Origin of the sequence: Pseudomonas sp. BIOMIG1BAC, from assembly GCF_001705995.2 — a bacterium.
Taxonomy (GTDB): domain Bacteria; phylum Pseudomonadota; class Gammaproteobacteria; order Pseudomonadales; family Pseudomonadaceae; genus Aquipseudomonas; species Aquipseudomonas sessilinigenes.
On sequence record NZ_CP049045.1, the window covers coordinates 7,384,765 to 7,408,271 of the forward strand.

Sequence of the window (23,507 nt, forward strand, 5' to 3'; positions counted from 1 at the left end):
CTGGCTCCTACAAGAAGCCAACTAGCAGCAACCCCGATCCCGGTGCGGCGTTTACTGCACCGGATCGCTGGTGGGCTTGGCGATGATCGCCTTCAGCTCGCTGGTCATGGGGAATTCCAGGTTCAGCCCCTTGGGCGGAATCGGCTGCTCGAACCAGCGCTGGTAGATCCCGTTGATCTCGCCGGAGCGGTACAGGTCCCCCAGGGCGGTGTTGACCAGGGCCAGGAACTGCGGGTCGTCCTTGCGCACCATGCAGCTGTAGATCTCCCGCGACTGCTCCTCGCCCACCACGATCCAATTGTGCGGATCACGGGCCTTGGCCCGCTCGCCATAAAGCAGCGCATCGTCCATGTAGAACGCCGCCGCGCGCCCCGACTGGAGCATCTGGAAGGCTTCGCCGTGGTCCTTGGCGCTGATCACGAACATGTCGATCTTGTGCTCGACGTTGTAGCTCTTGAGAAAGCGCTCGTTGGTGGTGCCGGCGGTGGTCACCACGTTCTTGCCCCGCAGGTCGGCAAAGCTCTTGATCCCGCTGTCCTTGGCGGTCAGCAACTGGCCCTTGACGTAGATGAAGCCATAGGAGAAGGCCACCTGTTTCTGGCGCTCGGCCGTCACTCCGGTGGAACCGCACTCCAGGTCCACGGTGCCGTTCTGCACCAGCGGGATGCGGGTCTGGGAGGTCACCAGGTTGTACTTCACCGCCAGCTTGGGCAGCTGCAGCTGCTGCTGGATACGCTCCACCACCTTGCCCGCCAGCTCCACGGAATAACCCATGGGCTTGCCGCTGTTGTCCCCCACGTAGGAGAACGGCACCGAGGCATCGCGATAACCCAAGGTAATACTGGCGCTGTTGGCGATCTTGGCCAGGGTTCCCTCCAGGGGCGCCTCGTTGGCCTGGGCCATGGCGCTGAACAGCAGGCCCAGGGTGCAGCCGAGCAACGTGATCTTGTGCATTGTTATTCTCCGTTGGGGTTGAAGGTGCTTCAGCGACGGGTGGCGATGATACTGATTTCGACGAGGATTTCCGGGCGCGCCAGGGCCGCCTGCAAAGTCGTGCGCGCCGGTGCCAGGCCGGGGGACAGCCAGGCCGACCACACCTCGTTCATGCCGGCGAAATCCGCCTGGATGTCCTTGAGGTAGATGGTGGCGTTGAGCACGTGGTCCTTGTCGCTGCCGACCTCGGCCAGCAGCGCATCGATCTTCTCCAGGACCTCGCGAGTCTGCCCGGTGATGTCCTGGCTGGCCCCCGGCACCTGGCCGGAAAGGAACACCAGTTCGGCGAAGGTCACGGCGCCACTCAGGCGGTTGTTGCTATGCAGACGCTGGATACTCATTGGAAACACTCCTGGTGATGACTCAGGCGGCGCGTGGCGCCAGGCCCTGCATGTCGATACTGGTGGGACGCTGGCCGATCAGTTCGCCCAGCAACTGGCCACTGCCACAGGCCAGGGTGAACCCCAGCGCGCCATGGCCGAGGTTGAGCCACAGGTTGCGGTAGGCAGTGCCCCCCACCAGTGGCACGCCGCTGGGGGTCGCCGGGCGCATGCCGGCCCATTCCACGGCGGCCTGGTAATCGCCGGCATGGGCGAAGGTCTGCGCCGCCTGGTGCCGCAGCAGGGCCAGGCGCCCGGGGTCCGGGGCCGGGTCGAAGCCGACGATATCGACCATGGCCGCGACCCGTAGCTGCTGGCCGATCCGCGCGTAGACGATCTTGCGGTTGTAGTCAGTGATGCTGATCTCCGGCGCCCGGTGCTGCGGACCGATGGGCGCACTGAGGCTGTAGCCCTTGAGCGGGTACAGCGGCAACTTGAGCCCGGGCAGCTGCAGCTCGGGGCTGCGGTGCCCGGCGGCCAGCACCAGGTGGTCCACCGCCAGCTGGCGCTCGCCCAGGTCCATGGCCTGCACCCGGTCGCCCTGGTGCCGGATACCGCGGACCCGCTGCCCGAGGAGGATCTCGCAACGTCCGGACGCCCGCAGGCGCGCCGCCAGCTGCTGGCAGAAGGCGTGACAGTCGGCCACCTCTTCGTCCGGGGTATAGATGCCACCGATGAAGGGTGCATCGCCCAGGGCCGGCTCCAGGCTGGCGCACTCGGCTCCCGTCAGCACCTGCTGCTGGCGCGGGTCGGACAGGTTGTGCCGGGCGTGCTCGAAACTGCCGGCCTCGCGGAAGGTCACCAGCTTGCCGTTGCGCCGCCAGTCGAAATCCGTCAGGCCGTCGGCTTCGCGCCAGGTCTTGAGGGTCTCCTGGCTGAGCAGCGCCAGGCGCAGCAAATGGGCGCCATTGCGCTGGTTCACCGAGTGCCGGCAAGCCCCCAGGAACCCCGCCAGCCAGCGCCACTGCGCCGGGTCCAGGCGTGGCCGCAGGCGCAGCGGCGAATCGCCCTTGAGCATCCAGCCCAGGGCCTGCCAGGGCACACCGGCATCGGCCAGCGGTGCCACGTAGCGATAGGACAGCTGGCCGCCGTTGGCGAAGCTGGTCTGGCTGCCCAGGCTGTCCTGGGCTTCCACCAGGGTCACCTCCAGGCCTTGGCGGACCAGGGCATAGGCGCTGGCCAGGCCGATGACGCCACCACCGATGATGCAAACCCGCTGACTCATGACTGCCCCTGAGCTGATGTTCGATGGCCCAAGGTTAGGGGCAGGTGACAGGCGCCGGACAATGAATAAAGATGGACCACCCATAAACAAAGGTTATGGACTTGCCATGCGCCTTCGTCATATCGAGATCTTCCAGGCCATCCGCCAGACCGGCTCCATCAGCGGTGCCGCGCAACTGCTGCACGTCTCGCAACCGGCAGTGACCAAAGTGCTGCAGCACGCCGAGCTGCAGCTGGGTTTCCCGCTGTTCCTGCGGGTGCGCGGCAAGCTGCAACCGACCCCGGAAGCCCTGGAGCTGGAGCGGGAAGTGGACAAGGTCAGCGAGAGCCTGCAGGGCGTGCGCCGCCTGGCCCAGAACCTGCGCCGGGCGCCGGGCCACAGCCTGCGCATCGGCGCCACCCCGGCCCTGGCCCTGGCCTTGTTGCCGCCGGCCATCAGCGAGTGGACCCGGCGCTACCCGGACAGCCTCTGCGAGCTGTCCAGCGCCCACAGCCGCGAACTGGTACAGAACCTGTTGATGCGCGAAATCGATGTAGCCCTGACCCTGCAACGCCCGGATCACCCCGGCCTGAACGGCCAGCCCCTGGCCCAGGGTGTGCTGGTGGCCCTGGCCCCACGCGGCTATTGGCCCGATGGCAGCCTGGGCCAGCCCCTGGCGCTGCAAGAACTGGCGGACGCACCACTGATCGGCCTGAGCAGCGCCGACCCGCTGTCGGCCCGGCTCGACGGCTATCTCAAGGCCGTGGAGCCACCACCACGGGTAAGCATCGCGGTGCAGACCTACTCCCTGGCCCGGGCCATGGTGGAGTCCGGCGCCGGCCTGGCGCTGATCGATCCGTTCACCGCCCTGGGCGCCTCCTCGGCCAGCACCGCGATCCGCCCCCTGAGCCCGTCGCTGCCCATCACCCTGTATGCCGTGACCCGGGCCGCCGAACCGCCGCCCCACACCTTGAGCAGCTTGCTGGAGATCTTTGGCGGGCAGGCCCAGGAACAACTGGATCGGTTGATGGCCGCCGATTGAGGCGGCCGGTCAGGACCTCATCGCGAGCAAGCTTCGCTCCTACACAGAGATCGCCGTACCTGTATGAGCGAGGCTACCCGCGCTGAACGATGAGGCGCGCGCCGATCACAACACATAGAACAGGATGGCGACGAAGTGCAGCAGGCTGCCGGCGATGACGAACAGGTGCCAGATGCCGTGGGCGTGGCGCAGGCGGTTGTCGAGGGCGAAGAAGATGATCCCCACGGTGTACAGCACCCCGCCCGCCGCCAGCCAGGTGAAGCCCGCCGGCCCCAATGCCGCGAGCAGCGGCTTGACCGCCACCAGCACGATCCAGCCCATCACCGCGTAGATCACGATGGACAGGACCCGCGCTTCGGAACGCGGCTTGATCTCCTGCAGGATGCCGATCAAGGCCAGGCCCCAGACGATGCCGAACAGGGTCCAGCCCCAGGGCCCGCGCAAGGTCACCAGGCAGAACGGCGTATAGCTGCCAGCGATCAGCAGGTAGATCGAGAAGTGATCGACCTTCTGCATGATGTTTTTCGCCCGCCCGCGCACACTGTGGTAGACCGTGGACACGCTGTAGAGCACCAGCAAGGTGAAGGCGTAGATCGCCACTCCGACGATCTTCCACGGGCTGCCGTCGAGGCTGGCCAGCACCACCAGCCAGATACCGCCGATAAACGCCGCGACCGCTCCCAAGAGGTGGGTCCAGGCGTTGAGTCTTTCTCCGTGATACATCGGTCACTCACCCTGAAAACATAAAAGTACGCAGGCTCGGCCTGCAGCTTGAACACGCTATATGTCCATTGGGGCAGCGCTGTAAAAAAACCAGCGGCCACATTCTGACTCATCGGGCATCATCACTTCCTCGCCAACAGAGTCCGGACCATGCTCATCGACGAAGAGTTGACCCTCAAGAAGCTCGAAGTGTTTCTGGCTTTCATGCGCACCGGCAACCTGGCTCGCGCCGCCAGCGAACTGCAGACCAGCAATGTCAGCGTGCACCGGGCCATCCATTCCCTGGAAAACGCCCTGCGCTGCCCGCTGTTCAAGCACGAAGGACGCAACCTGACTCCGCTGGAAAGCGCCTACGTGCTGGAAGAGCGGGCGCAGAAGCTGGTGCAGGACGTGGTCGAGAGCGTGCGCCTGACCCGGGAAGCCGCTGGCTTCTCGGCAGAACGTTTCAAGCTCGGCGCGCTTTACTCCCTGACCGTGAAAACCGTGCCGCAACTGATCATGGGCCTGAAGCTGCGGCGCAGCGAGCTGAACATCGACCTGATCCTGGGCTCCAACATCGATCTCTTGTACAAGCTCAAGAACATGGAAGTGGATGCGATCCTGGTGTCCCTGGACGACAGCGTCAGCGATCCGGACTGCGAACAGCTGCCGTTGTTCTCCGACGATATCTTCCTCGCCACCCCGGCCGACTCGCCCTTCGCCCAAGAGCGCGAAGTGGACCTGGCGGCTGTGCGCGACGCCACGTTCATCACACTGACCCAGGGTTTCGCCACCCACCAGGACGGCGTGCGGGTGTTCAAGCAAGCAGGGTTCGAGCCGAAGGTGGCGATGCAGGTCAACGATATCTTCACCCTGCTGAGCATGGTCAGCTCAGGGGTGGGTTATGCGCTGCTGCCGGGCAGGATCGCCGCAGTCTACGAGAACCGCGTGAAGCTGATACCGCTGCAGGCACGCTATCGCCTGCAACAGCATATCGGCGTGGTGTTCCTCAAGGCCAAGGAGCGCGACCCGAACCTGCTGGCGCTGCTGGCCGAATGCCGGATGTATTCGCGGGGGTCATAAGACGCAATCGCGGGCAAGCGGCGATCCAACTTGCCCGCGATAACCTCAGGTCAGATCAGCCCACCAGCCCGCGCACGATGAAAAACAGCAACGACGGCCCCAGCAAGCACCCCAATCCCGTATGGAAGGTCGCCGTCAACGCACCGTAAGGCACCAGGCGCCGATCGGTCGCCGCAAGCCCGGCGGTGACCCCGCTGACGGTCCCGGCCAAGCCACCGAACACCATGGCCGAACGCGGGTTGTCCAGGCCCATCCAGCGGGCCGCCATGGGCGTGCCCACCATCACCAGGATCGCCTTGATCAGGCCGGTGGCGATCGACAGCGCCACCACATCGGAGCTGGCGCCGATGGCTGCGCCGGTCACCGGGCCGACGATGTAGGTCACGGCACCAGCACCGATGGTGGTCATGCTCACCGCATCGCGATAGCCAAAGCTCCAGGCGATGCTCGCTCCGACGATGAACGGCAGCACCGTGCCCAGCAGCAGCGCCACGGCGCCGATCAACCCGGCCTTGCGGGCTTCGGTGGCCTGGACTTCGAAAGCCGTGGCGACGATGGCGAAATCCCGCAGCATGGCGCCGCCCATCAGGCCGATGCCGGAAAACAACGCCAGGTCCGCCAGGCCTTTCTGGCCGCCGGTCAGGGTGCCGCCAAGCCAGGCCAGGGCCAGGCCGATGACGATGGCGATCGCCGATCCATGCACGCGACCGAAAGTCAGGTGCCGGGACAGCAGCACCGAGACCCACATGATCACGCCAACGAAGGCGAAGGCGGTGACCAGGCCATTGTGCTCCAAGCCTTTCTCGATCAAGTCCCACATCTCAACGCCCTCCCGCCGGTGCGGCTTCTATGCCCGGCTCCTGCGGTAGCGGATCGCCCTTGTGGGTCCGGCTGATCAGGGCGATGGTGCAGCCGCACACCAGCACCGAGCCGATGGCCGCCAGCACCGCCACCGGTCCGCCATGCAGCGCGGTGACCACGTTCTGCTGGGCAGCCATGGCCACCACCACCGGGATGTACAGGGCGCCCCAGAAACCGACGCCCATTTCACAGTCCTTGGTCATGCCGCCATGGCGCTGCATCCACAAGCGCGCGCAAATCAGCAGGATCATGGCGATGCCGACCCCGCCGACGTTGGATTTCACCCCCAGCAACACGCCGAGCATGTCGCCGATAATCACTCCCGCCAGCGTGCAGATCGCCAGCAATGCCACACCATAGATAATCATTGTCGTTGTCCTCGCAGTGCATCGTCGAAGTTGTTGTTCTTGTGCTTCGCCAGCCTGGGTCGCGGTTCTATCGGTCGCGGCGGCCCTCCTCGCGCAATAGCGCCTGCAAGGTGTCCGGGCGGGCGCCATCGAAGGCGATCACCGAACCCTGCTCGAACACCCGGCGCGCCAAGCCGCTGAGCACCGCCCCGGGCGGCAGTTCGATCTGTAACCGTACGCCGCGCTCATAGGCGCCCTGCACGGTGCCGCGCCAATCCACCAGCCGGCACATGTTGAAGGCCAGGTCGTGGCGCAATTGCTCCACCGTGCGCAATGGCCGCGCGCGGCTACCGCTCAGGTACCCCAGCCGGGGCGGCTCCATCGGCACCCTGGCGAATGCCTCGGCCAGCCGTTGGGCCGGCTGCTCCAGCAATGGGCAATGGGACGGCACGCTGACCGCCAGGCGCCTGGCCACCCCGGCGCCACATGCCCGGGCCAGTTCGGCCACGGCCTGCATCGCCGCCTCGCTGCCGGCGATCACCACCTGGGTGTCGGCGTTGATATTGGCCAGGTACACCGGCGATTCGGGGCCATGGACCCGGGCCAGCAACGCCTCCACCGTGCCCAGGTCCAGGCCCATCAGCGCGGTCATGCCGTAGCCCTGTGGATAAGCCTGCTGCATCAGCTCCCCGCGCAAACTCACCAGGCGCAGGGCATCGGCGAAATCCAGGGCCCCGGCCACCACCGCCGCCGGATAGGCGCCGATGGACAGGCCCGCTACGTAGTCCACCGGACAATCCGCGTGCAGCAGGGTCCGGGCACAGGCCACTCCGGCAATCAGCAGGCACAGCTGCACCGCCCAGGTCCCGGCCAGGGCCTGGGGCGAATCCAGGGCCAGTGCGTCCTGCCCCAGCACATCACTGGCCTCGCGCAGGCAGGCCGTGACCTCCGGCCGCTCTGGCAGCCGCCGGAGCATCCCCGGCTGCTGCGCCCCCTGGCCCGGGAACACCAGCAAGCTGCTCATGCCGCCAACTCCCCAGGGCACCAGGGATCGCGTACCAACCGCGCTCCGCTGGCGCTCTTGAGCAATACCCGCGAGGCGCTCCCGGCCCACTCACGCAGGGCCAGGCCCCCGGTCGGCAGTTGCAATTGCAGGTCGACCCGGCACACGGCGCCATCGAGCAGTGCCAGCAGCTCCCGGGCCTGGGCCCGAGGCAGCGGCTCAGGTACCCGGAGAATCAGGTCCAGGTCGCTGCCTTGGTGCAATGCACCAACTCCGCTGGCCAGCTCGAAGCCAGCGCTGCCGCCCACGCCCCAGGCCATCCCCAGGGCATCCAACGGGCCACGCAACTGGCCCAGGGCCTGGAGTGCAGGCCAGGCACGGCTGGACGGCACGTGGCGCAACGCCTCCGGGCGGACTCCACGCTGCACCGCGTCCAGCGCCAGCAACGCCGGGTAACGCTGCTCCCGGGACGGGCCACGCAGCCCCACGGCGATCGAGCCGGCAGCGCTCACTGCCCGGCGCACCACCACCGGCTGCCCCTGCTCCAGCACCTGCCGCGCCCACTGCGGCGCATCGGCTGCCAGTTGTCCGGGCTCCAGGCCCCACAGCAGGTCATGGGGCAGCCAGGGGGAGCAAGCGCTCACCATTGCTCCCGCAGCAGTTGGCGGACCCGGCTCGAGGCCTCACGGTTCGCCGCCCCCAGGCGCCCTTCGAGCCCAACGCCACCGGCCCGTACATCGGCAATGGCTTGCAGCAGGCACCCGCTGACGAGGTCCAGGTCTTGGGGGGTCGGCTGTTCGATGCACTCCACCGGTAGGGTTTTCCACAAGAGGCCCAGGCCGGCATAGCTGTCGATGTCGTAGGCCATGGGCGGCACGCTGGCAGCCAGGGCTTCCAGTTCCTCGACGCTGCGCAGTGTGACCCGCGCCGCCGAGGCCTTGCCCATGGCGTGCACCATCACACCCGGGTCGCGCAGGGCGATCAGCCGGTTGGCCTGGTAGCCGTGGGCCAGGAACGCACCGGACATGGCCTTGCCCACCAGCAAGCCGATCACCGGATGCCCCGCCAGGCGGGCCCGGGCGTAGCTATCGGCAGCGCCGGCCAGGGCCTGGTGGATGCCCAGGGCTTCTTCGCGCCGGCCATAGGCCTGGCTCGGCACATCGACAATGGCAATCAGTGCTCGCTTGTGGGGCTGATCGCGGTCGGCGTCGATCACTTCATCCACCGCTTTGGCCAGGCCCCAGCCCTCCAGCAGGCCGACCTCGCCCTGGCGGGCGCGGGGAAAACGATTCTCCGGGTCGGCCACCACAGCGATAAAACGAGTCGATTGCCCCGCCAGTTCACCATCGGCCACCCGCAGCGACGGCGGCAGGCCGGCCACCGAAGCGGCGCCGTCCCTCAGGGCGTTGAACCAGTTCAGGCCCCGCAAAGAACTTGCACTCATGAGCGGTCTCCTTGATACAGATCGCGAACCGTCGCCGCATCGATTTGCGGCGTCGCGTCCAGGCGGGCCAGGCATTGCAGATAGTGTTCGGCCTGATGGCTGCGTTGCCGCTCGGGCAGGCCGAGGGCCAGCAATTCGCGAACCTGGGCCTGGATCTGCGCCACGTCATCGGTCACATAGCGATCCACCAGGCCGCTGGCGAAACGCTGCTCGCCGCCGGTCAGGCTCCAGATGAAAGGCCGGTCGCGGGCGTCGTACTCCTCGATCCCGGCTTCCTGCTCGATCACCTGCGGGCCGTTCAGGCCCAGCCGCGCTTCTTGGGTCACCAGCAGGTAGCTGCACAGGCCGGCGGCGATCGACATGCCACCGAAGCAGCCAACGCTGCCAGCCACTACGCCGATCACCGGCTGGTATTGGCGCAGGTCGACGATCGCGGCATGGATATCGGCAATCGCCGCCAACCCCAGGTTGGCCTCCTGCAACCGCACGCCGCCGGTTTCCAGCAGCAGCACGGCACGGGTGGCGATGCCCTGGCGGTTGTCCTCGGCCGCCAGCTCAAGGGCGCCGGCGATCTTCGCCCCGCCCACCTCGCCTAGGCTGCCGCCCTGGAATGCGCCTTCGATGGCGGCGATCACCACCGGCAACCCGGCGATGCTGCCCTTGGCAATCACCACCCCATCATCGGCCTGGGGCACCACGCCCTGGCGCGGCAGCCAGGGCGACATGACGCGCTGGAAAGGGTCGAGCAGTTCGCGAAAGGTGCCGGCGTCCAGCAACGCCCGGGCCCGCTGCCGGGCCCCCAGTTCGACGAAGCTGTGCTGGTCGAGCAAGCGTGCGCTGTCAGTCATGGGCGATTTCCTCCAGGCCCTGTTCAAGGCGTAGGCGCACCACCCCCGGGGTGGCGCCGAAGTCATGGATGTCGATCAGCAGCGCCGGTGGCGTCTGCCCGGCGAACATGCGTTGGAACAAGTGCTGCCAGCGTGCGGCGCTGCCGTTGACCGAGGTCTGGACCTGGATCTTCAAGGTGCCGGCCGGCGCCGGTTCCAGCAGTACTTCGAGGTCACCGGAGCCGACACAGCCCACCAGAGCACGGCCGCGGCCGGAAGGGCCGGCGGGAAATTCAAAGGACAAGGTTTCCATCAGTTCGCTCCCTGGTCGGTGGCGGCCTCGATCCGGTCGAGCAACAGGCAGGCGGCCAGCAGATCGGCGGCGCCACCGGGCGAGGCATTCAAGGTCAGAAGTTGCAGGTCCAGCTGGTGCAGGCGCCGGCGTCCGGCCAGGCTGGCGCTGCCACCGGCCTCCAGCACCGCCCGGGCGCCGTCCTGCATAGCCTGCAGGCCCGCTTCGCCCGCGCGGTAGAGCACGCAGGTGTCGGCCAGCCGGGTCATGATCGCCAGCAGCGCATCGAGCCGGGCATTCTGTTCGCCATGGCCCCGGGCACGACTGCGCCGCAGTTGCGGCAGGCCCCATTGCAGCACCGCGGGAAAGCCCTGCTGGGCCTCCTCCCGGGCGCCGCCTACGCCGTAGCGCTGCGCCACCTGGGCACCATGGCTCAAGGGCCGTGGCGCATGCCGGTCTTCCAGCAGCGCCAGGCGCGCGGCGCGCAGGGCGACGCTGCCGGCCGCCCTGGAGCCAGGTTCCAGGGCGGCGGCGGCCACCAGCAGGCCCAGGGCCCAGATCGCCCCACGATGGGTGTTCACTCCGCCGGTGGTGGCCAGCATCGCCCGCTCGCCTTCGCGACCGCTGCGCCCCAAGGCTTCGCGCAGCGGCAAGTCGATACAGGCGAGTTGCTGCGCGGCCTCGGCCATGTCCTTGAAGGCCGGCCACAGGCTCAGGGCCGAGGCGTGCATCAGGCCCAGGTGCAGGTCACTGTGAGCGCCATTGCCACGGCGGTCCACCAGGGCCGGCTTGGGCGAGAGGTCGGCCTCGTCGATCAGCGCGTCCACCGCCAGGTCCGCCAGGCGCTCGGCCAGCCCCAGGGGCCGGGATTGCAGGTTGAATGCGTGCATTACCAGCTCCTGAACTTGGCAGGTGGGTGATACAGGCCGCCGGACCACTGCACCAGGTCAGCGATGCTCTTGGCCGCCAGCAACTCGCGGCTGGCGTCGGTGCGGCGAATGCCCAGGTCCTCGGGCAAGGCGACCAGGCCCTCGCGGCGCATGCGCTGGGTGTCCTTGGGGTCATGCCGCAGGCCGATGGCGGTGACTCCGGCTACCGCGGCGATCATCGCCCGGCGCTCTTCCAGGGTGCGGGCCTTGTACAGGTAAGCGATGCCTTCTTCGGTGAGCAGGTGGGTGACGTCGTCGCCATAGATCATGATCGGCGCCAGGGGCATGCCGCTTTTCTTCGCCACGTCCACCGCGTCCAGGGTGTCGACGAAGGTCGGTTTACCGCCCTCCTGGAAGGTCTCGACCATCTGCACCACCAGCTTCTTGCCCCGCTCCAGCAGGGCCTGCGGCGCCGCGCCCTGGTCCAGGCGCATGTCCAGCCAGGCCGGGGTGCCATGGCGCCGGCCGCGGGGATCGTGGCCCATGTTCGGCGCCCCACCGAAACCGGCCAGGCGGCCACGGGTCACGGTGGAGGAATGGCCGTCGCCATCCACCTGCAAGGTGGCGCCGATGAACAGGTCCACCGCGTATTGCCCGGCCAGCTGGCAGAACATCCGGTTGGAGCGCAGGGAGCCGTCGCGGCCGGTAAAGAACACATCGGGACGGGCGGCGATGTAGTTTTCCATGCCCAGTTCGGTGCCGAAGCAATGCACGCTGTCCACCCAGCCGCTTTCGATGGCCGGGATCAGGGTCGGATGGGGATTGAGGGTCCAGTTGCGGCAGATCTTGCCCTTGAGCCCCAGGGACTCGCCGTAGGTGGGCAGGATCAGCTCGATGGCCGCGGTATTGAAGCCGATGCCGTGGTTCAGCGATTGCACGTTGTGCTTCTCGTAGATGCCACGGATCGCCATCATCGCCATCAGCACGTGCACCGGCTTGATGTGCCGGGGATCGCGGGTGAACAGCGGCTCGATGTAGAACGGCTGGTCGGCCACCACCACGAAATCCACCCAGGAGGCCGGGATATCCACCCGGGGCAACTCGCTGACGTCGTCCACCAGCTGGTTGACCTGGACGATGACAATGCCATCGCTGAAGGCCGCCGGCTCCACCAGCGCTGGGGTGTCCTCGGTACTGGGGCCGGTATAGATGTTGCCGGCGCGGTCGGCCATGAAACCAGCGCACAGCACCACGTTGGGCGTCAGGTCCACCACCAGCCGGGCATAGAGTTCGATATAGGTATGGATGGCACCGATCTCCAGCAACCCGTCTTCGAGCAACTGGCTGATGCGCAGGCTCTGGGTCCCGGCGAAGGAGAAGTCGAGCTTACGGGCGATGCCGCGTTCGAACAGGTCCAAGTGCTCGGCGCGGCCGACGCTGGGCATGATCATGTGCAGGTCGTGGAGCCTGGCCGGATCGACCTTGGCCAGGGAGCGGGAGAGGAAGTCCGCCTGCTTCTGGTTGTTGCCCTCCAGCACCACCCGGTCGCCGGGCAGGATCAAGGCTTCCAGCGCCGCGACGATCTTGTCGGTCGGCAACACCACGCCATCGGCGATGGCCCGCACCTGCTCGAGGCGCCGCTGCTTCTCGCTGCGCCGCCGCGACCAGCGCGGGTCGGGAGATAGTGTCGTTGTCATGCTCGCTCCACAGGTTCGCTGTCGTGGCAGCCACCTTAGGAGTGAAACCTGAGGGCATCAATCAAGCCCGGCGTTGGATAGTTACGCTCAGCGTAATGATCCTGCAGCGTCCTTCCTGGGGCTTAACAATCTTCATACCAGCGGGCAATGGCATCCCCTTCGCGCCCGATACACAATGCGCGCCGGATTGGCCAATGAATGGCCTGCACACGTAATGATGAGACTTCGCATGGACACACCGATTCGCTCCAACCGGGATTTGCTGGAGCAACTACAACGCGGCCGCAAGCCCGACTACCTGATGTTCTGGGGCCACCAGCCGCCCCGCGACGGGCGCGTTTCCTCGAGCTGCTTCAGCCAGTGGTTCGCCGCCGGCTTCGAGGTCGAGGGCATCCACTACCCCACCGCCGAACACTTCATGATGGCTGGCAAGGCGCTGCTGTTCGACGATCACGAGACCCACGCACGCATTCTCAAGGCCGGCCCAGCCGCCTATGCCAAGCGCCTGGGCCGTGAAGTTCGTGGCTTCGATGATGCCCGCTGGCAGGCGGCCCGCTTCGATATCGTGGTCCAGGGCAACCTGGCCAAGTTCGGCCAGAACCCGGAGCTGGGCCATTTCCTGCAATGCACCCGCAAGAAGATCCTCGTGGAAGCCAGCCCGGTGGACCGCATCTGGGGTATCGGCCTGGCCGCTGACGATGCCATGGCTACTCGCCCGGATCGCTGGCGCGGGCTCAACCTGCTGGGCTACGCCCTGATGGAAGTGCGCGATCGCCTGCACGAGGCGTGAAGCCTAGAAAGCTAGCCCGGCACCGACCAGCAACTCCTCCAGGGCCAGCAGGTCGGGCACCCGGGCCACCTGCTCGACAACCTGTACCGCGGCCATCTCCAGGGGCGCCAGGGGCACATCGACATAGCTCAGCTGGCTGTCGAGCTTGCAGGAGCGCGGAATGCCTTGCACCAGCAAGGCGATGAACTTCAGCTCCGGGCGCCCGCCCAGGGCGTTGAGCACGACGATCCGCGCCCGCTCGCCGATCACCGTGGGGTTGCCACAGGCTGATTCGAAGCTGACCAGCGCAATCTGCCGGTCGCGCCATTGCACCCGCCCCAGGTACCAGGGCGGCGAGTCGAGGTCGAAGCGCCCCTGCTGGTAGTCGATCAGCTCGGCCACCGCGACATTGGGCAGGATCAGGGTGCGATCGGCCAGGGGCAGCAGCAGTCCGGTCAGGCTGCTGGCGCGGTGGTCAAGCATGGTTCTTGCTCCACAGGGCGATGCTTTCCAGCAGTACCGACTCTTGATAAGGCTTGCCGAGGTAGTCGTTGACGCCGATGGCCATGGCTCGGTCGCGGTGCTTCTGGCCGGTACGCGAGGTGATCATGATGATCGGCAGGCTGTGCAGGCGCGGATCGTTGCGCACCTGGATCGCCACCTCGAAACCGTCCATGCGCGGCATCTCGATATCCAGCAGCATCAGGTCCGGGGTGTGCTCGGCCAGCAAGGCCATGGCATCGACTCCATCCTTGGCGGTGAGCACGTTCATGCCATGGCGCTCCAGCAAACGGCTGGTGACTTTGCGCACGGTGACCGAGTCGTCCACCACCAGCACCAGCATCGGCCGTACCGGCTGCACCTCGACGGATGCTTCTTCCCCGGCAGCCCGGGGCAGCGGTGCCAAGGCCTGCAGGGCACGAATATGCGCCAGCAGGTCGAGGATCAACACCACCCGGCCATCGCCGAGGATCGTCGCCCCCGACAACCCCTGGACCGCGGCGAACTGCGGCCCCAGGCTCTTGACCACGATTTCCCGGGTGCCGAAGGTGGCGTCCACCTGCACCGCGATCCGCTGTTCGTTGCAGTGCACCAGCAGCACCGGCAGCGCGACGACCTGGCCCAGCAACTTGGGTCGCGGCACGGTGTGCAGCAGCTCCCCGAGGTAGCACAGGTCATAGCACTGGCCGGCGTATTCGTAGCGTGGCGGGTCGAGTTGATAGTAGGCGTCCAGCTCTCCCGGCAGCACCCGGACAATGCCCTCCACGGTATTGAGCGGGATTGCATACTGTTCGTCGGCGCACTGCACCATCAGCGCCCGGTTGACCGAAACGGTGAAGGGCAGGCGGATGCGAAAGTGCACGCCCAGCCCGGCTACCGAGTCGATGCTCATGCTCCCGCCCAGCTGGCGTACCTCCTCATGCACCACATCCATGCCCACTCCGCGCCCGGAGATCTGGGTGATCTTTTCGGCAGTGGAGAAGCCCGGCTGCATGATGAACTGCAACACTTCGCGATCGCTGAGCTGCGCCTGCGGGTCCAGCAGGCCGCGCTTGATGGCCTTCTTGCGCACCGCCTCCAAGGGCACCCCGGCACCGTCATCGCGCATGTCGAAGATGATGTCACCGCCCTCGCGGGACAGGTCCAGGGTAATTCGCCCCTGCTCCGGCTTGCCCGCGGCTCGACGGGCCTCGGCAGACTCCAGGCCATGGTCGACGGCATTGCGCAACATGTGCTCCAGGGGCGCGACCATGCGCTCCAGGACGTTGCGGTCCATCTCACCTTCGGCATTGCCAACCACGAACGCCACATCCTTGCCCAACTCTTCGGCCACCTGGCGAACAATGCGGCGCAACCTCGGCACCATGCGCTCGAAGGGCACCATGCGCGTGCGCATCAGGCCTTCCTGCAATTCGGTATTGATCCGCCCCTGTTGCTGCAGCAGGTTCTCGGCGTCATGGTTGCGCCGATCGAGGGTGTCCTTCAGGTCCAGCAGGTCGGAGGCCGATTCGAACAGGGCCCGCGACAACTGCTGCAACTGCGAGTGGCGGTCCATTTCCAAGGGGTCGAACTCTTCGTAGCCCAGGCGTTCGGCCTCCACCTGCTGGCGGCTGAGAATCCGCCCCTGGGTCTCGGTGTCCAGGCGACGCAACTGGTCGCGAATACGCTCGATGGTGGTTTCCATCTCGCTCAAGGCGATCCGTGCATCGTTGACCTGCTGCTCGATGCGGCCTCGGAAGATCGAGGTTTCCCCGGCCAGGTTCACCAGGTCGTCCAGCAGCTCCGCCGAAACCTTGACCATGTCCGCCCCGACCGCGACTTCCACTTGCGGTGCAGGCTCGGGCTTGCCGGAAAGCAACGGTAGATCCGCCACCGGGGCGCCCGAGACTCGGGGATGGCTCAGGTCGTGGATGGCATCGATGAGCTTCTGCGCCGGTTCGATGGCTTGCCCGGCCCGGGCGGCATCGAGCATCTGGGCCAGGCGGTCGTGGCTTTTCTGCAACAGGGTGAACAGCGCCGGGCTGGGCTGCAGCAGGCCGGCAGACAGGCCCTCGAAGAGAAACTCCAGCTCATGGGCCAGATCGCCGATGGCGGCGATTTCCACCATCCGCGCCCCGCCCTTGAGGGTGTGCAGGTCACGTAGCAGGGTCTCCACTTCCTGGCGGGCCTGAGGATCGGCCTGCCAGCGACTCAAGGCGGCAGCGGAGCTGTCGATGATGTCGAAACCTTCCTCCAGGAAAATCTCCAGCAGTTCCGGGTCCTGGGTCGCAGGATCGTCAGGCTCGGCGCCGGGGACAACGTCCACAGGGCTGGAGGTCTGTTGCCGGTAGGCCCGTACCGCCTCGACCTGGGCCCGGGAGTCATCCAGTGGGCGCTGCCCCTGGATTTGCTGGAGCAGCAGCGCCAGTTGCTCATGACTGCTGCGCAACAGCAGTCCCAGGTGCTGGCCGTAGCTATAGCGCCGGTCCACCAGGCCCTCATACAGCGACTCCAGCTCCTGGGCCAGTTCCGCCACCGACGCCACCTCGGCCATCCGCGCTCCGCCCTTGAGGGTGTGCATGTCCCGCTGCAGGGATGACAGCGGTGCAGCGTTCTCGGGGTCCGATAACCAGCGTTGCAGGGCCTGGCCGGCGCTGTCGAGGATATCCACCGCTTCCTCGAGGAAGATCTCCACCAGCTCATCGTCTGCCTGCGGTGGCAGCTGTCGCTCAAGGCTCGCCGTCGCCGCGCTCAACTCGCTGATGCTCAAGGTCCGGCTGCCATCGCTCCTGATCAGGCCGGCGACGGATGGATCGAGGCCTTCGTCCAGCAGCTCGCGCAAGGCCTGGATTCGCTCCGGCCGCGGGCTGACTTCCTGGCCCGCGGCGAGTTCGTCGAGCATGTTGATCAAGGCGTCGTGGGCCGCCTGGGCTTCATGGAAGAACCGCTCGCTGACCGCCAGGCTGCTTTCCTCCACTGCGCCATACAAGTCGAGCAGGGCCTCGCACAGCGCGTCCATCGGATGCAGGTCCGCCAAATGCGCACCTTCGCCCAGGGTGGTCAGCTCATCCAGCAGGTCGCTGAGTTCCTGGCGCTCGCCGGGATGCTGCTGCCAACGCAACAGCAGGCTCTCGGCATCCAGGAGGATGTCCATGCCCTGGGCCAGGAAGTTGTTGATCAGTTGCGGATCACGCTTGGCCCGAGGCGCACTGTCCGGGGCATCGAGCAAGGCCTCCAGGCGCTCGCCCAGTAGGGCCAGGGCTCGCCCGGCCAACGCGCGCGCGCCGTCGATCGGCGCCAGGGGCGTGCTGTCCAGCTGCCGCAAGCCCTTGCGCAGCAGGCCTTCGGCTTCCAGCAGCAGTTCGACTTCGTCCAGGTCCAGGGGAATCAAGTGTGCCCGGTACTCCCGCGCCAGCTGATCGAGAGGCCCGGCCAACTCCGCGATGGGCAGCACTCCTGCCATCGAGGCGCTGCCCTTGAGCGTATGCAAGGCCCGTTGCAAGGCATCGCTGGCTTGCAATGGCACATGCTCGGCCGCCTGGTCGAGAAAGTGGTTGATGCTGTCCAGGTGGGTCTGGGCCTCGGTCCGGAAGATCTCCAGCAACTGCGGGTCCAGGACCTCGCTACGCGGTGTGGCGACGGCCGCTACCGTGACGCCATTGGCCAGGGCGTGGGCCCGCGCGGCCAGGCGATCGACATCGTCGCGCTGGCGCTGGGCCTGGGCGGCGTACTCAGCAATCAGCTCCGGCAGCAGTTGCAGGGTATCGCCCAGCAGTTGGCGCACTTCGACACTGGGCGCCACACTGCGCTCCAGCACCCGGTTGAGCAGGTTTTCCACGGCCCAGGCCAGCTCCCCCAGCACCAGGGCACGCACCATGCGGCCGCTGCCCTTGAGCGTGTGAAACGCACGACGCAACTCACTCAGCGCAGATTTGCCCTCGGGGTCCGCGGCCCAACGCGGCAGATATTCGCGAAGCATCTGCAGCACTTCCTCGGTTTCTTCGAGAAAGACCTCGCGCAACTCGTCGTCCACCGGTTCCTCGCCCTCCGGGGGCGGCAGCAGGCTGCCAGGAGTGATCAACGCGGGCGGGTTGAGAACCGAGACCGGCGTGGCCAGGGCCTCGGCCAGGGCCCCCGTTGCCTGGGGCGCATCCGCTCCAGTCTGGGCCTGGGCATTTTCCGGGAGGGGGTGACGTTCCAGCGGCGGTATTGGCTCCACCACCGCATAACCCAGCGCAGCCAGCCCCTGCTGGGCAACGTCGAGAATCTTTTCCCCGGGCGCCTGTGGGTCTTCGCTCAGGCGTTCCAGGTAGTACTCCAGGCTGGTGATCACATCCGCCAGATGATCCAGCTGCTGCCAGCCCGGCCGGGAAGACGCCAGCAGCAATCGCTCGCCGATGTACCGATTGCAGGCCTCCAGCAGGTTCGCCGCCCGGGCCAGCGGGATCATCGCCAGGGCGCCACGCACCTGGGTCAGCAACTCCGGCAACGCCAGCAGCGGTTCATGTTCCCAGTCGGCCTCGATGGATTCGGCGATCAGGTCCTTGGCCTGCTGCAGGCAGATCCGCGCCTCCTTGATCACCAATTGGTGGATCTGGGTCAGGTCGGTGGTGGGCAGGCGGCTTTCCTCGCGATTCTCCGGCTCCACGGTACCGGCCATGCCGGCCAGGGTCGCCTCGACGTACAGCAAGGCGCCGGCCACATCCATCAATACCGCATCATCCGGTGCGCGCTGGCCCTGGGCCAGGCTCTGGACCACGGCCAACTGATCGATGATCACCTTGCGTGGCTGGCCAAAGCCCAGTACTGCCAGGGTGTCGGCGATCTGCCGCAGGGGCGCCAGCAGGCCATCCAGGTCGCTGGCGTGCTGGCGGTCACTGCGCACGAACAGGTCCAGGCGTTCCTTGACCCGCACCAACCCATCGCACACCGCCGTCAGCACCGAACGCAAGGCATCGCGGTCGGGGCCGGCCAGGCGCGCGCGCTCTTCATCGACCACTGCACTGTCGGGCAATGCGTCATCCAGTCCGTAACGTTCTTTCATGGTCAGCATCAGTGGGGTGGGATGGCGCGCCTTGGCGATATAGAACAGCAGGCTCTTGAGCAACTCGGCGGGAGCCGCCTGGTTGATCCCCCGCATGCCCTGTTCCTGCAGGCGCTTGAGTTCCTTGTCGGCGTCCTTGAGCAGGCTGCGTACCGCCGGGCTGTTGGCGATCGCGTCCTGGCGCATGCCTTCCACCAAGGCAGAAGCGACATGCCACAAGGGCGCCAGCGGTGCATCCTGGCACAAGGCTTCCAGGCGCTCGAAGACCTTGGCCATATGGCCGAGGCTGGCTTCATCGTCCTGCTCGCGCAGCAGATCCACCAAGGCGGTCTGCAACATGTGCCGCAGCTTGCGCAATTGAGTCGGGAATTCCAGCGGCTCGAGGGCGGCCAGGGCCTTGTCGGCAAGAGGCGGCAAGCTGGGGAGCTGGGGGCTGAACAGGCTGGTTTCCGAAAGCAGGCTTTCACCGCGGGCGCTGCGCAGGTCGTTGAGCAGTGGCAGCACCACCAGCGGCAGGTCGCGGCGCGCGCTCTGCACCCGGTCCAGGTATTGCGGCAGTTGGCCGATGGCCTGGCGTAGCAGGCGCAGGGCCTCGTCGCGATGGGCTACGCGATCCTGCTGCAGGGCCATGGCGAGTTGTTCCATCTCTTCGGCCAGCAAGGCCGCGCCGTAGAACTCCACCATCTGCAAGCTGCCATGGACCTGATGAATGCCTTCCAGGCAGTGGTCCAGCGCCTCCAGGGCCTGGGGCTCATCCGCCAGGTGCTCCAGCGCCTGATAGGCCTGGCGCAAGGTTTCGGCAATTTCGCCCTTGACCCATTCCAGGGCCACATAGTCATGCCGATCAACCATAACCACTCCAGTCAAAGCCTTGTTTCAGTCAGCGGTTGTCATTGGTGGCAGGCGCCCGGGTCGCCGGCAAGGTGAACCCGGACACCGAGCGTCGCAGCTGGCTGGCCATCTTCGCCAGGTTGCCGATGCTCTCGGCGGTGGCCGTGGAGCCGGAGGAAGTCTGCGAGGTGATCTGCTGGATCACGTTCATGGTCAGGGAAATCTGCCCGGCCGAAGACGTCTGCTGCTGGGCGGCGTTGGAAATGCTCTGGATCAGCGCCGCCAGGGTCTTGGATACCCCTTCGATCTCTTCCAGGGCGACCCCGGCATCCTGCGCCAGGCGTGCCCCACGCACCACCTCGGTAGTGGTCTGCTCCATGGAGATCACCGCTTCGTTGGTGTCGGTCTGGATCGCCCGCACCAGGGTCTCGATCTGCCGGGTAGCGGCCGAGGAGCGTTCCGCCAGCCGTTGTACTTCATCGGCGACCACGGCAAAACCGCGACCGGCGTCGCCCGCCATGGAGGCCTGGATGGCCGCGTTCAAGGCCAGGATGTTGGTCTGGTCGGCAATGTCGTCGATCAGGCTGACGATATCGCCGATTTCCTGGGAAGACTCGCCCAGGCGCTTGATTCGCTTGGCGGTGTCCTGGATCTGCTCGCGGATGTTGTCCATGCCATGGATGGTGTTGTGCACCACCTCGTTGCCCTTGTTGGCGATCTCCACCGAACGCTCGGCCACCGCCGAGGATTCCGCGGCGTTGGCCGATACCTGGTCGATGGACTGGGCCATGTCGTTGATCGCCGTGGAGGCTTCGGAAATCTGCTGCGCCTGGTGCTCCGAGGCCTCGGCCAGTTGCATGGCGGTGGTCTGGGTTTCCTGTACCGCGCCCGCCACCTGGCCGGCGGTGAGGTTGATGGTGGCCACCAGATCGCGCAGCTGGTCGACCGAGTAGTTGATGGAGTCGGCGATGGTCCCGGTGAAGTCCTCGGTCACCGAGGCGGTCACTGTCAGGTCACCGTCCGCCAGGTCTTCGATCTCGTCCAGCAGGCGCATGATCGCGTTCTGGTTGCGCTCGTTCTTCTCCGCCGTCTCGCGCAGCTGGCGATTGGTCTCGCGCACCATCACCAGGCCGATGAGGATGATCGAGGCCAGGGCCAGCAGGCCCAGGACATAACCGCCGATGGTGTCCAGGTGACGGCTGCCGGCCAGGTTTTCGAAACCGATGGCCAGCAACGAGGCTTCGTCCAGCAGGGTCTGGGACAGGCTGAAGATGTTGCTCGCCGATTCGCGCACCTGGAACAGTTCGGGGGATGTCTCGAGGATCTCATCCACCGAGCCTGAGACGAACTCGAACAGCTCGGAAATCTCCGCCAGACGCGCACGGGCATCGGGGTCCTCGACCTGGCTGATCTTCAACCCCGGATTGCCCTGCAGCATGCCGTTGAGCACCTGGCCGAAGCGCGCGGCGTCACGGCCAAAGGCGTCGGCCGCCTGCACGGCATTTTCATCGCCAGCCAGCACGGTATTGACCGCGCCGAGGATCCGCTCGGCCAGCAACGACTGGCGCTGGGCCATGGCCACCTGGCTGGCGGGGGCGCCGCGCTGCAGCAGGATCTCCACGACCTTTTCGTATTCCACCTGCAATTGCGGCACGGTCTCGGCCAGGGTCGCGGCCACCTGGTGCAACGACAGCACCGTCTGCTCGCTGGCGAGGATCGCGTCGGCATTCTTCAGCAGTTTTTCCCAGTCCAGCTGCACCGCGCGCATTTCCTGGCGCAGCGTTACCGGGGCTCCAGGCAGGCCGGTGGCCGGGTCGCCCTTCTTCAGGTAGCCCCAGCGCTGGGCGAAATCATTGCGCGAATCGGCCAGCAACTTGAACGCCGCGGCCTTGCCCGCCGCCGCCTCGGTGGCGTTCTTGGCAATGCGCTGGGACAGCACCCGCAGTTCGCCGGCGTGACCGATGTACTGCTTGTCGTAGGTAGCCTGGGTGTTGAGGTAGGCGAAGTTGGCGAACAGCAGCATGATGAACACGATCAGTGCAATGAACAGCACGATGATCTGCGAGCGGCTGCGAGAGCCCTCCAGGGGCTTGCCGGGTTTGGCTTTGGTCATCGATCAGGCCTGTGGCGCGCGGGCAATCCCGCATTCAGCCGTCCGGGGCGCCGGGGCGGCATGGGTTTATCCAGGAAAAAGCAGCCTTGCCAGGTGCAACCAGCGGCCAGCACCGGGCGCTGGGCGCCGTTCACGCCGCCACCTCCAGAAACCCCGGCGAGCGGGCCAGGGCGAAGGGGCTGAAGACCTGCCAGATCCGTTCGCCGCGAAACTGCCCCTGCAGGTAGGGGTTGATCGCGGCATCGGCAAAGTCGGTAGGACCCGGCTCCAGGGTGTCCTGGGAAAAGTGCTGCAGACCCGCCACTTCATCCACCAGCAAGCCGGCGAACAGTTCCTTGTACTCCAGCACCAGCACGCGGCGCTGCTTGCGCAGGGGCGACAGTTCATGCCCGAAGAACGCACACAGGTCCATGATCGGCAGTAACCGCCCTCGCAGGTTGGCCACGCCCTTGACCCAGGGCTTGACCCCCGGCAGCAGGGTATAGCGCGGTTCGTGCAGGACTTCGCTGATCTCGCCCATGGCCGCGACGTACCAATACGCTCCCAGGCGAAAACCGATGCCGCTCCAGCTGTGCTGGCGGGTTTCCTGGGACGGCAGGTCGGCAGCCAGCAGGCGGCAGCGCTGGTCGATCTCCAGCAGCAGTTCGAAGGCGGTCCTGGATTCGCTCATGGCCGGGCGGTCAGCCGGCCAGGACGTTGTTCAGCGTCTTGATCAGGGTCTCTTCGTCCACCGGCTTGGTCAGGTAGTCCCTGGCGCCTTGGCGAGTTCCCCAGACCTTGTCGGTTTCCTGGTCCTTGGTGGTGATGATGATCACCGGGATATGGCTGGTCTCGGCGTCCTTGGTCAGCTGGCGGGTGGCCTGGAAGCCATTGAGGCCGGGCATGACGATGTCCATCAGCACCGCATCGGGCTTCTCTTCCCGGGCCAGGGCCACGCCATCGGCACCGTTCTCGGCCTTGAGCACTTCATGGCCGTGCTTTTCCAGCATGCCGGTAAGTTTGTACATTTCGGTCGGCGAGTCGTCGACGATCAGGATACGAGCCATGGTCTTCCCCATACGATATGGATGCCCGGTCCATTGGCCGGGCACCGCTGTACTTGTCTACTGTGGCGCCTGCGCGACGAAATCCGGGACATGGGCCCTGATCGCGCTCAGCAGTTCTTCCTTGCTGAAGGGTTTGGTCAGAAACTGGTCGGAACCGACGATACGCCCCTTGGCCTTGTCGAACAGCCCGTCCTTGGAGGACAGCATGATCACTGGAGTGGACTTGAACGCGCTGTTGTTCTTGACCAGCGCACAGGTCTGATAGCCGTCGAGCCGCGGCATCATGATGTCGACGAAGATGATGCCGGGGTGATGGTCGACGATCTTTGCCAGGGCCTCGAACCCATCGACTGCGGTAATGACTTCGCAACCGACGTTCTTCAACAGCATTTCGGCAGTCCGACGAATCGTCTTCGAATCGTCGATCACCATGACCTTCAAGGCGTTGGATTGCTGTTCCATATCTGCTCTACCGTCGCC

Annotated in this window: 22 protein-coding genes; 3 read left to right on the plus strand and 19 right to left on the minus strand. The window is 66.2% G+C overall.

The genetic code is table 11. The features are described from left to right. Window positions 1-51 precede the first annotated feature (51 nt). The 3 genes from ATY02_RS34345 to ATY02_RS34355 are packed head-to-tail and all read right to left on the minus strand — an operon-like array spanning window position 52 to window position 2,598. Window positions 52-954 (minus strand): transporter substrate-binding domain-containing protein, encoded by a 903-nt coding sequence (locus ATY02_RS34345; protein ID WP_068576707.1) that lies wholly within the window; start codon window positions 952-954, stop codon window positions 52-54. Window positions 955-983: 29 nt separating this feature from the next. Beyond that, window positions 984-1,334 (minus strand): RidA family protein, encoded by a 351-nt coding sequence (locus ATY02_RS34350; RefSeq protein ID WP_068576705.1) that lies wholly within the window; start codon window positions 1,332-1,334, stop codon window positions 984-986. Between the two features lie 22 nt (window positions 1,335-1,356). Beyond that, the gene (locus tag ATY02_RS34355; protein ID WP_068576703.1) at window positions 1,357-2,598 is read right to left on the minus strand and encodes a D-amino acid dehydrogenase; all 1,242 of its coding nucleotides are present in this window, start codon (window positions 2,596-2,598) and stop codon (window positions 1,357-1,359) included. A gap of 106 nt (window positions 2,599-2,704) precedes the next feature. Between ATY02_RS34355 and ATY02_RS34360 the strand changes: the two genes are divergently transcribed. After that, the gene (locus ATY02_RS34360) at window positions 2,705-3,619 is read left to right on the plus strand and encodes a LysR family transcriptional regulator (RefSeq protein ID WP_068576701.1); all 915 of its coding nucleotides are present in this window, start codon (window positions 2,705-2,707) and stop codon (window positions 3,617-3,619) included. Window positions 3,620-3,724: 105 nt separating this feature from the next. On the opposite strand, the gene trhA is transcribed toward ATY02_RS34360, so the two are convergent. Then, window positions 3,725-4,342: a PAQR family membrane homeostasis protein TrhA gene (trhA, locus tag ATY02_RS34365; RefSeq protein ID WP_031320660.1), complete on the minus strand. Its 618-nt coding sequence runs from the start codon at window positions 4,340-4,342 to the stop codon at window positions 3,725-3,727. A gap of 150 nt (window positions 4,343-4,492) precedes the next feature. Here trhA and ATY02_RS34370 point away from each other — a divergent pair, with 150 nt between their 5' ends. Beyond that, window positions 4,493-5,404, plus strand: a complete 912-nt coding sequence (locus ATY02_RS34370) for a LysR substrate-binding domain-containing protein (protein ID WP_068576699.1) — start codon at window positions 4,493-4,495, stop codon at window positions 5,402-5,404. A 55-nt stretch (window positions 5,405-5,459) separates the two neighbouring features. On the opposite strand, the gene madM is transcribed toward ATY02_RS34370, so the two are convergent. The 9 genes from madM to mdcA form a co-directional block, all read right to left on the minus strand. Then, window positions 5,460-6,224 (minus strand): malonate transporter subunit MadM, encoded by a 765-nt coding sequence (gene madM, locus ATY02_RS34375; protein ID WP_068576697.1) that lies wholly within the window; start codon window positions 6,222-6,224, stop codon window positions 5,460-5,462. 1 nt (window position 6,225) lies between these two features. Continuing rightward, complete coding sequence (gene madL / locus ATY02_RS34380; RefSeq protein ID WP_022641597.1) at window positions 6,226-6,633, minus strand: malonate transporter subunit MadL; 408 nt, start codon at window positions 6,631-6,633, stop codon at window positions 6,226-6,228. A gap of 67 nt (window positions 6,634-6,700) precedes the next feature. Then, entirely contained in the window at window positions 6,701-7,636 is a 936-nt protein-coding gene (gene mdcH / locus ATY02_RS34385; protein ID WP_068576695.1) for a malonate decarboxylase subunit epsilon, read from the minus strand. Continuing rightward, window positions 7,633-8,259, minus strand: a complete 627-nt coding sequence (locus ATY02_RS34390; protein WP_068576793.1) for a malonate decarboxylase holo-ACP synthase — start codon at window positions 8,257-8,259, stop codon at window positions 7,633-7,635. The genes mdcH and ATY02_RS34390 overlap by 4 nt, the downstream gene beginning before the upstream one ends. Beyond that, a complete protein-coding gene (gene mdcE, locus ATY02_RS34395; protein ID WP_068576693.1) occupies window positions 8,256-9,059 on the minus strand; it encodes a biotin-independent malonate decarboxylase subunit gamma in 804 nt (267 codons plus the stop codon). The genes ATY02_RS34390 and mdcE overlap by 4 nt, the downstream gene beginning before the upstream one ends. Beyond that, the gene (locus ATY02_RS34400; protein WP_068576690.1) at window positions 9,056-9,907 is read right to left on the minus strand and encodes a biotin-independent malonate decarboxylase subunit beta; all 852 of its coding nucleotides are present in this window, start codon (window positions 9,905-9,907) and stop codon (window positions 9,056-9,058) included. Before ATY02_RS34400 ends, mdcE begins: the two co-directional genes overlap by 4 nt. Beyond that, window positions 9,900-10,199, minus strand: a complete 300-nt coding sequence (locus ATY02_RS34405) for a malonate decarboxylase subunit delta (RefSeq protein WP_022641603.1) — start codon at window positions 10,197-10,199, stop codon at window positions 9,900-9,902. The genes ATY02_RS34400 and ATY02_RS34405 overlap by 8 nt, the downstream gene beginning before the upstream one ends. Next, a complete protein-coding gene (locus ATY02_RS34410) occupies window positions 10,199-11,068 on the minus strand; it encodes a triphosphoribosyl-dephospho-CoA synthase (RefSeq protein WP_068576689.1) in 870 nt (289 codons plus the stop codon). Before ATY02_RS34410 ends, ATY02_RS34405 begins: the two co-directional genes overlap by 1 nt. After that, on the minus strand, window positions 11,068-12,744 hold the full coding sequence (gene mdcA / locus ATY02_RS34415; RefSeq protein ID WP_068576687.1) for a malonate decarboxylase subunit alpha: 1,677 nt from the start codon (window positions 12,742-12,744) through the stop codon (window positions 11,068-11,070). The genes ATY02_RS34410 and mdcA overlap by 1 nt, the downstream gene beginning before the upstream one ends. A 229-nt stretch (window positions 12,745-12,973) precedes the next feature. Here mdcA and ATY02_RS34420 point away from each other — a divergent pair, with 229 nt between their 5' ends. Beyond that, entirely contained in the window at window positions 12,974-13,534 is a 561-nt protein-coding gene (locus ATY02_RS34420) for an NADAR family protein (protein WP_068576685.1), read from the plus strand. Between the two features lie 3 nt (window positions 13,535-13,537). Here ATY02_RS34420 and ATY02_RS34425 read toward each other — a convergent pair whose 3' ends face one another. The 6 genes from ATY02_RS34425 to pilG form a co-directional block, all read right to left on the minus strand. After that, window positions 13,538-13,996, minus strand: coding sequence for a chemotaxis protein CheW (locus tag ATY02_RS34425; protein ID WP_068576682.1), 459 nt, complete (start codon window positions 13,994-13,996; stop codon window positions 13,538-13,540). Next, window positions 13,989-19,889 (minus strand): Hpt domain-containing protein, encoded by a 5,901-nt coding sequence (locus tag ATY02_RS34430; RefSeq protein ID WP_068576681.1) that lies wholly within the window; start codon window positions 19,887-19,889, stop codon window positions 13,989-13,991. The genes ATY02_RS34425 and ATY02_RS34430 overlap by 8 nt, the downstream gene beginning before the upstream one ends. Window positions 19,890-19,917: 28 nt before the next feature. Continuing rightward, a complete protein-coding gene (locus tag ATY02_RS34435) occupies window positions 19,918-21,981 on the minus strand; it encodes a methyl-accepting chemotaxis protein (RefSeq protein WP_068576679.1) in 2,064 nt (687 codons plus the stop codon). A 130-nt stretch (window positions 21,982-22,111) separates the two neighbouring features. Continuing rightward, the gene (locus tag ATY02_RS34440; RefSeq protein ID WP_068576678.1) at window positions 22,112-22,651 is read right to left on the minus strand and encodes a chemotaxis protein CheW; all 540 of its coding nucleotides are present in this window, start codon (window positions 22,649-22,651) and stop codon (window positions 22,112-22,114) included. 10 nt (window positions 22,652-22,661) lie between these two features. Then, on the minus strand, window positions 22,662-23,027 hold the full coding sequence (gene pilH / locus ATY02_RS34445) for a twitching motility response regulator PilH (RefSeq protein WP_068576792.1): 366 nt from the start codon (window positions 23,025-23,027) through the stop codon (window positions 22,662-22,664). A gap of 57 nt (window positions 23,028-23,084) precedes the next feature. Continuing rightward, the gene (gene pilG / locus ATY02_RS34450) at window positions 23,085-23,489 is read right to left on the minus strand and encodes a twitching motility response regulator PilG (protein ID WP_068576676.1); all 405 of its coding nucleotides are present in this window, start codon (window positions 23,487-23,489) and stop codon (window positions 23,085-23,087) included. Window positions 23,490-23,507: the final 18 nt, after the last annotated feature.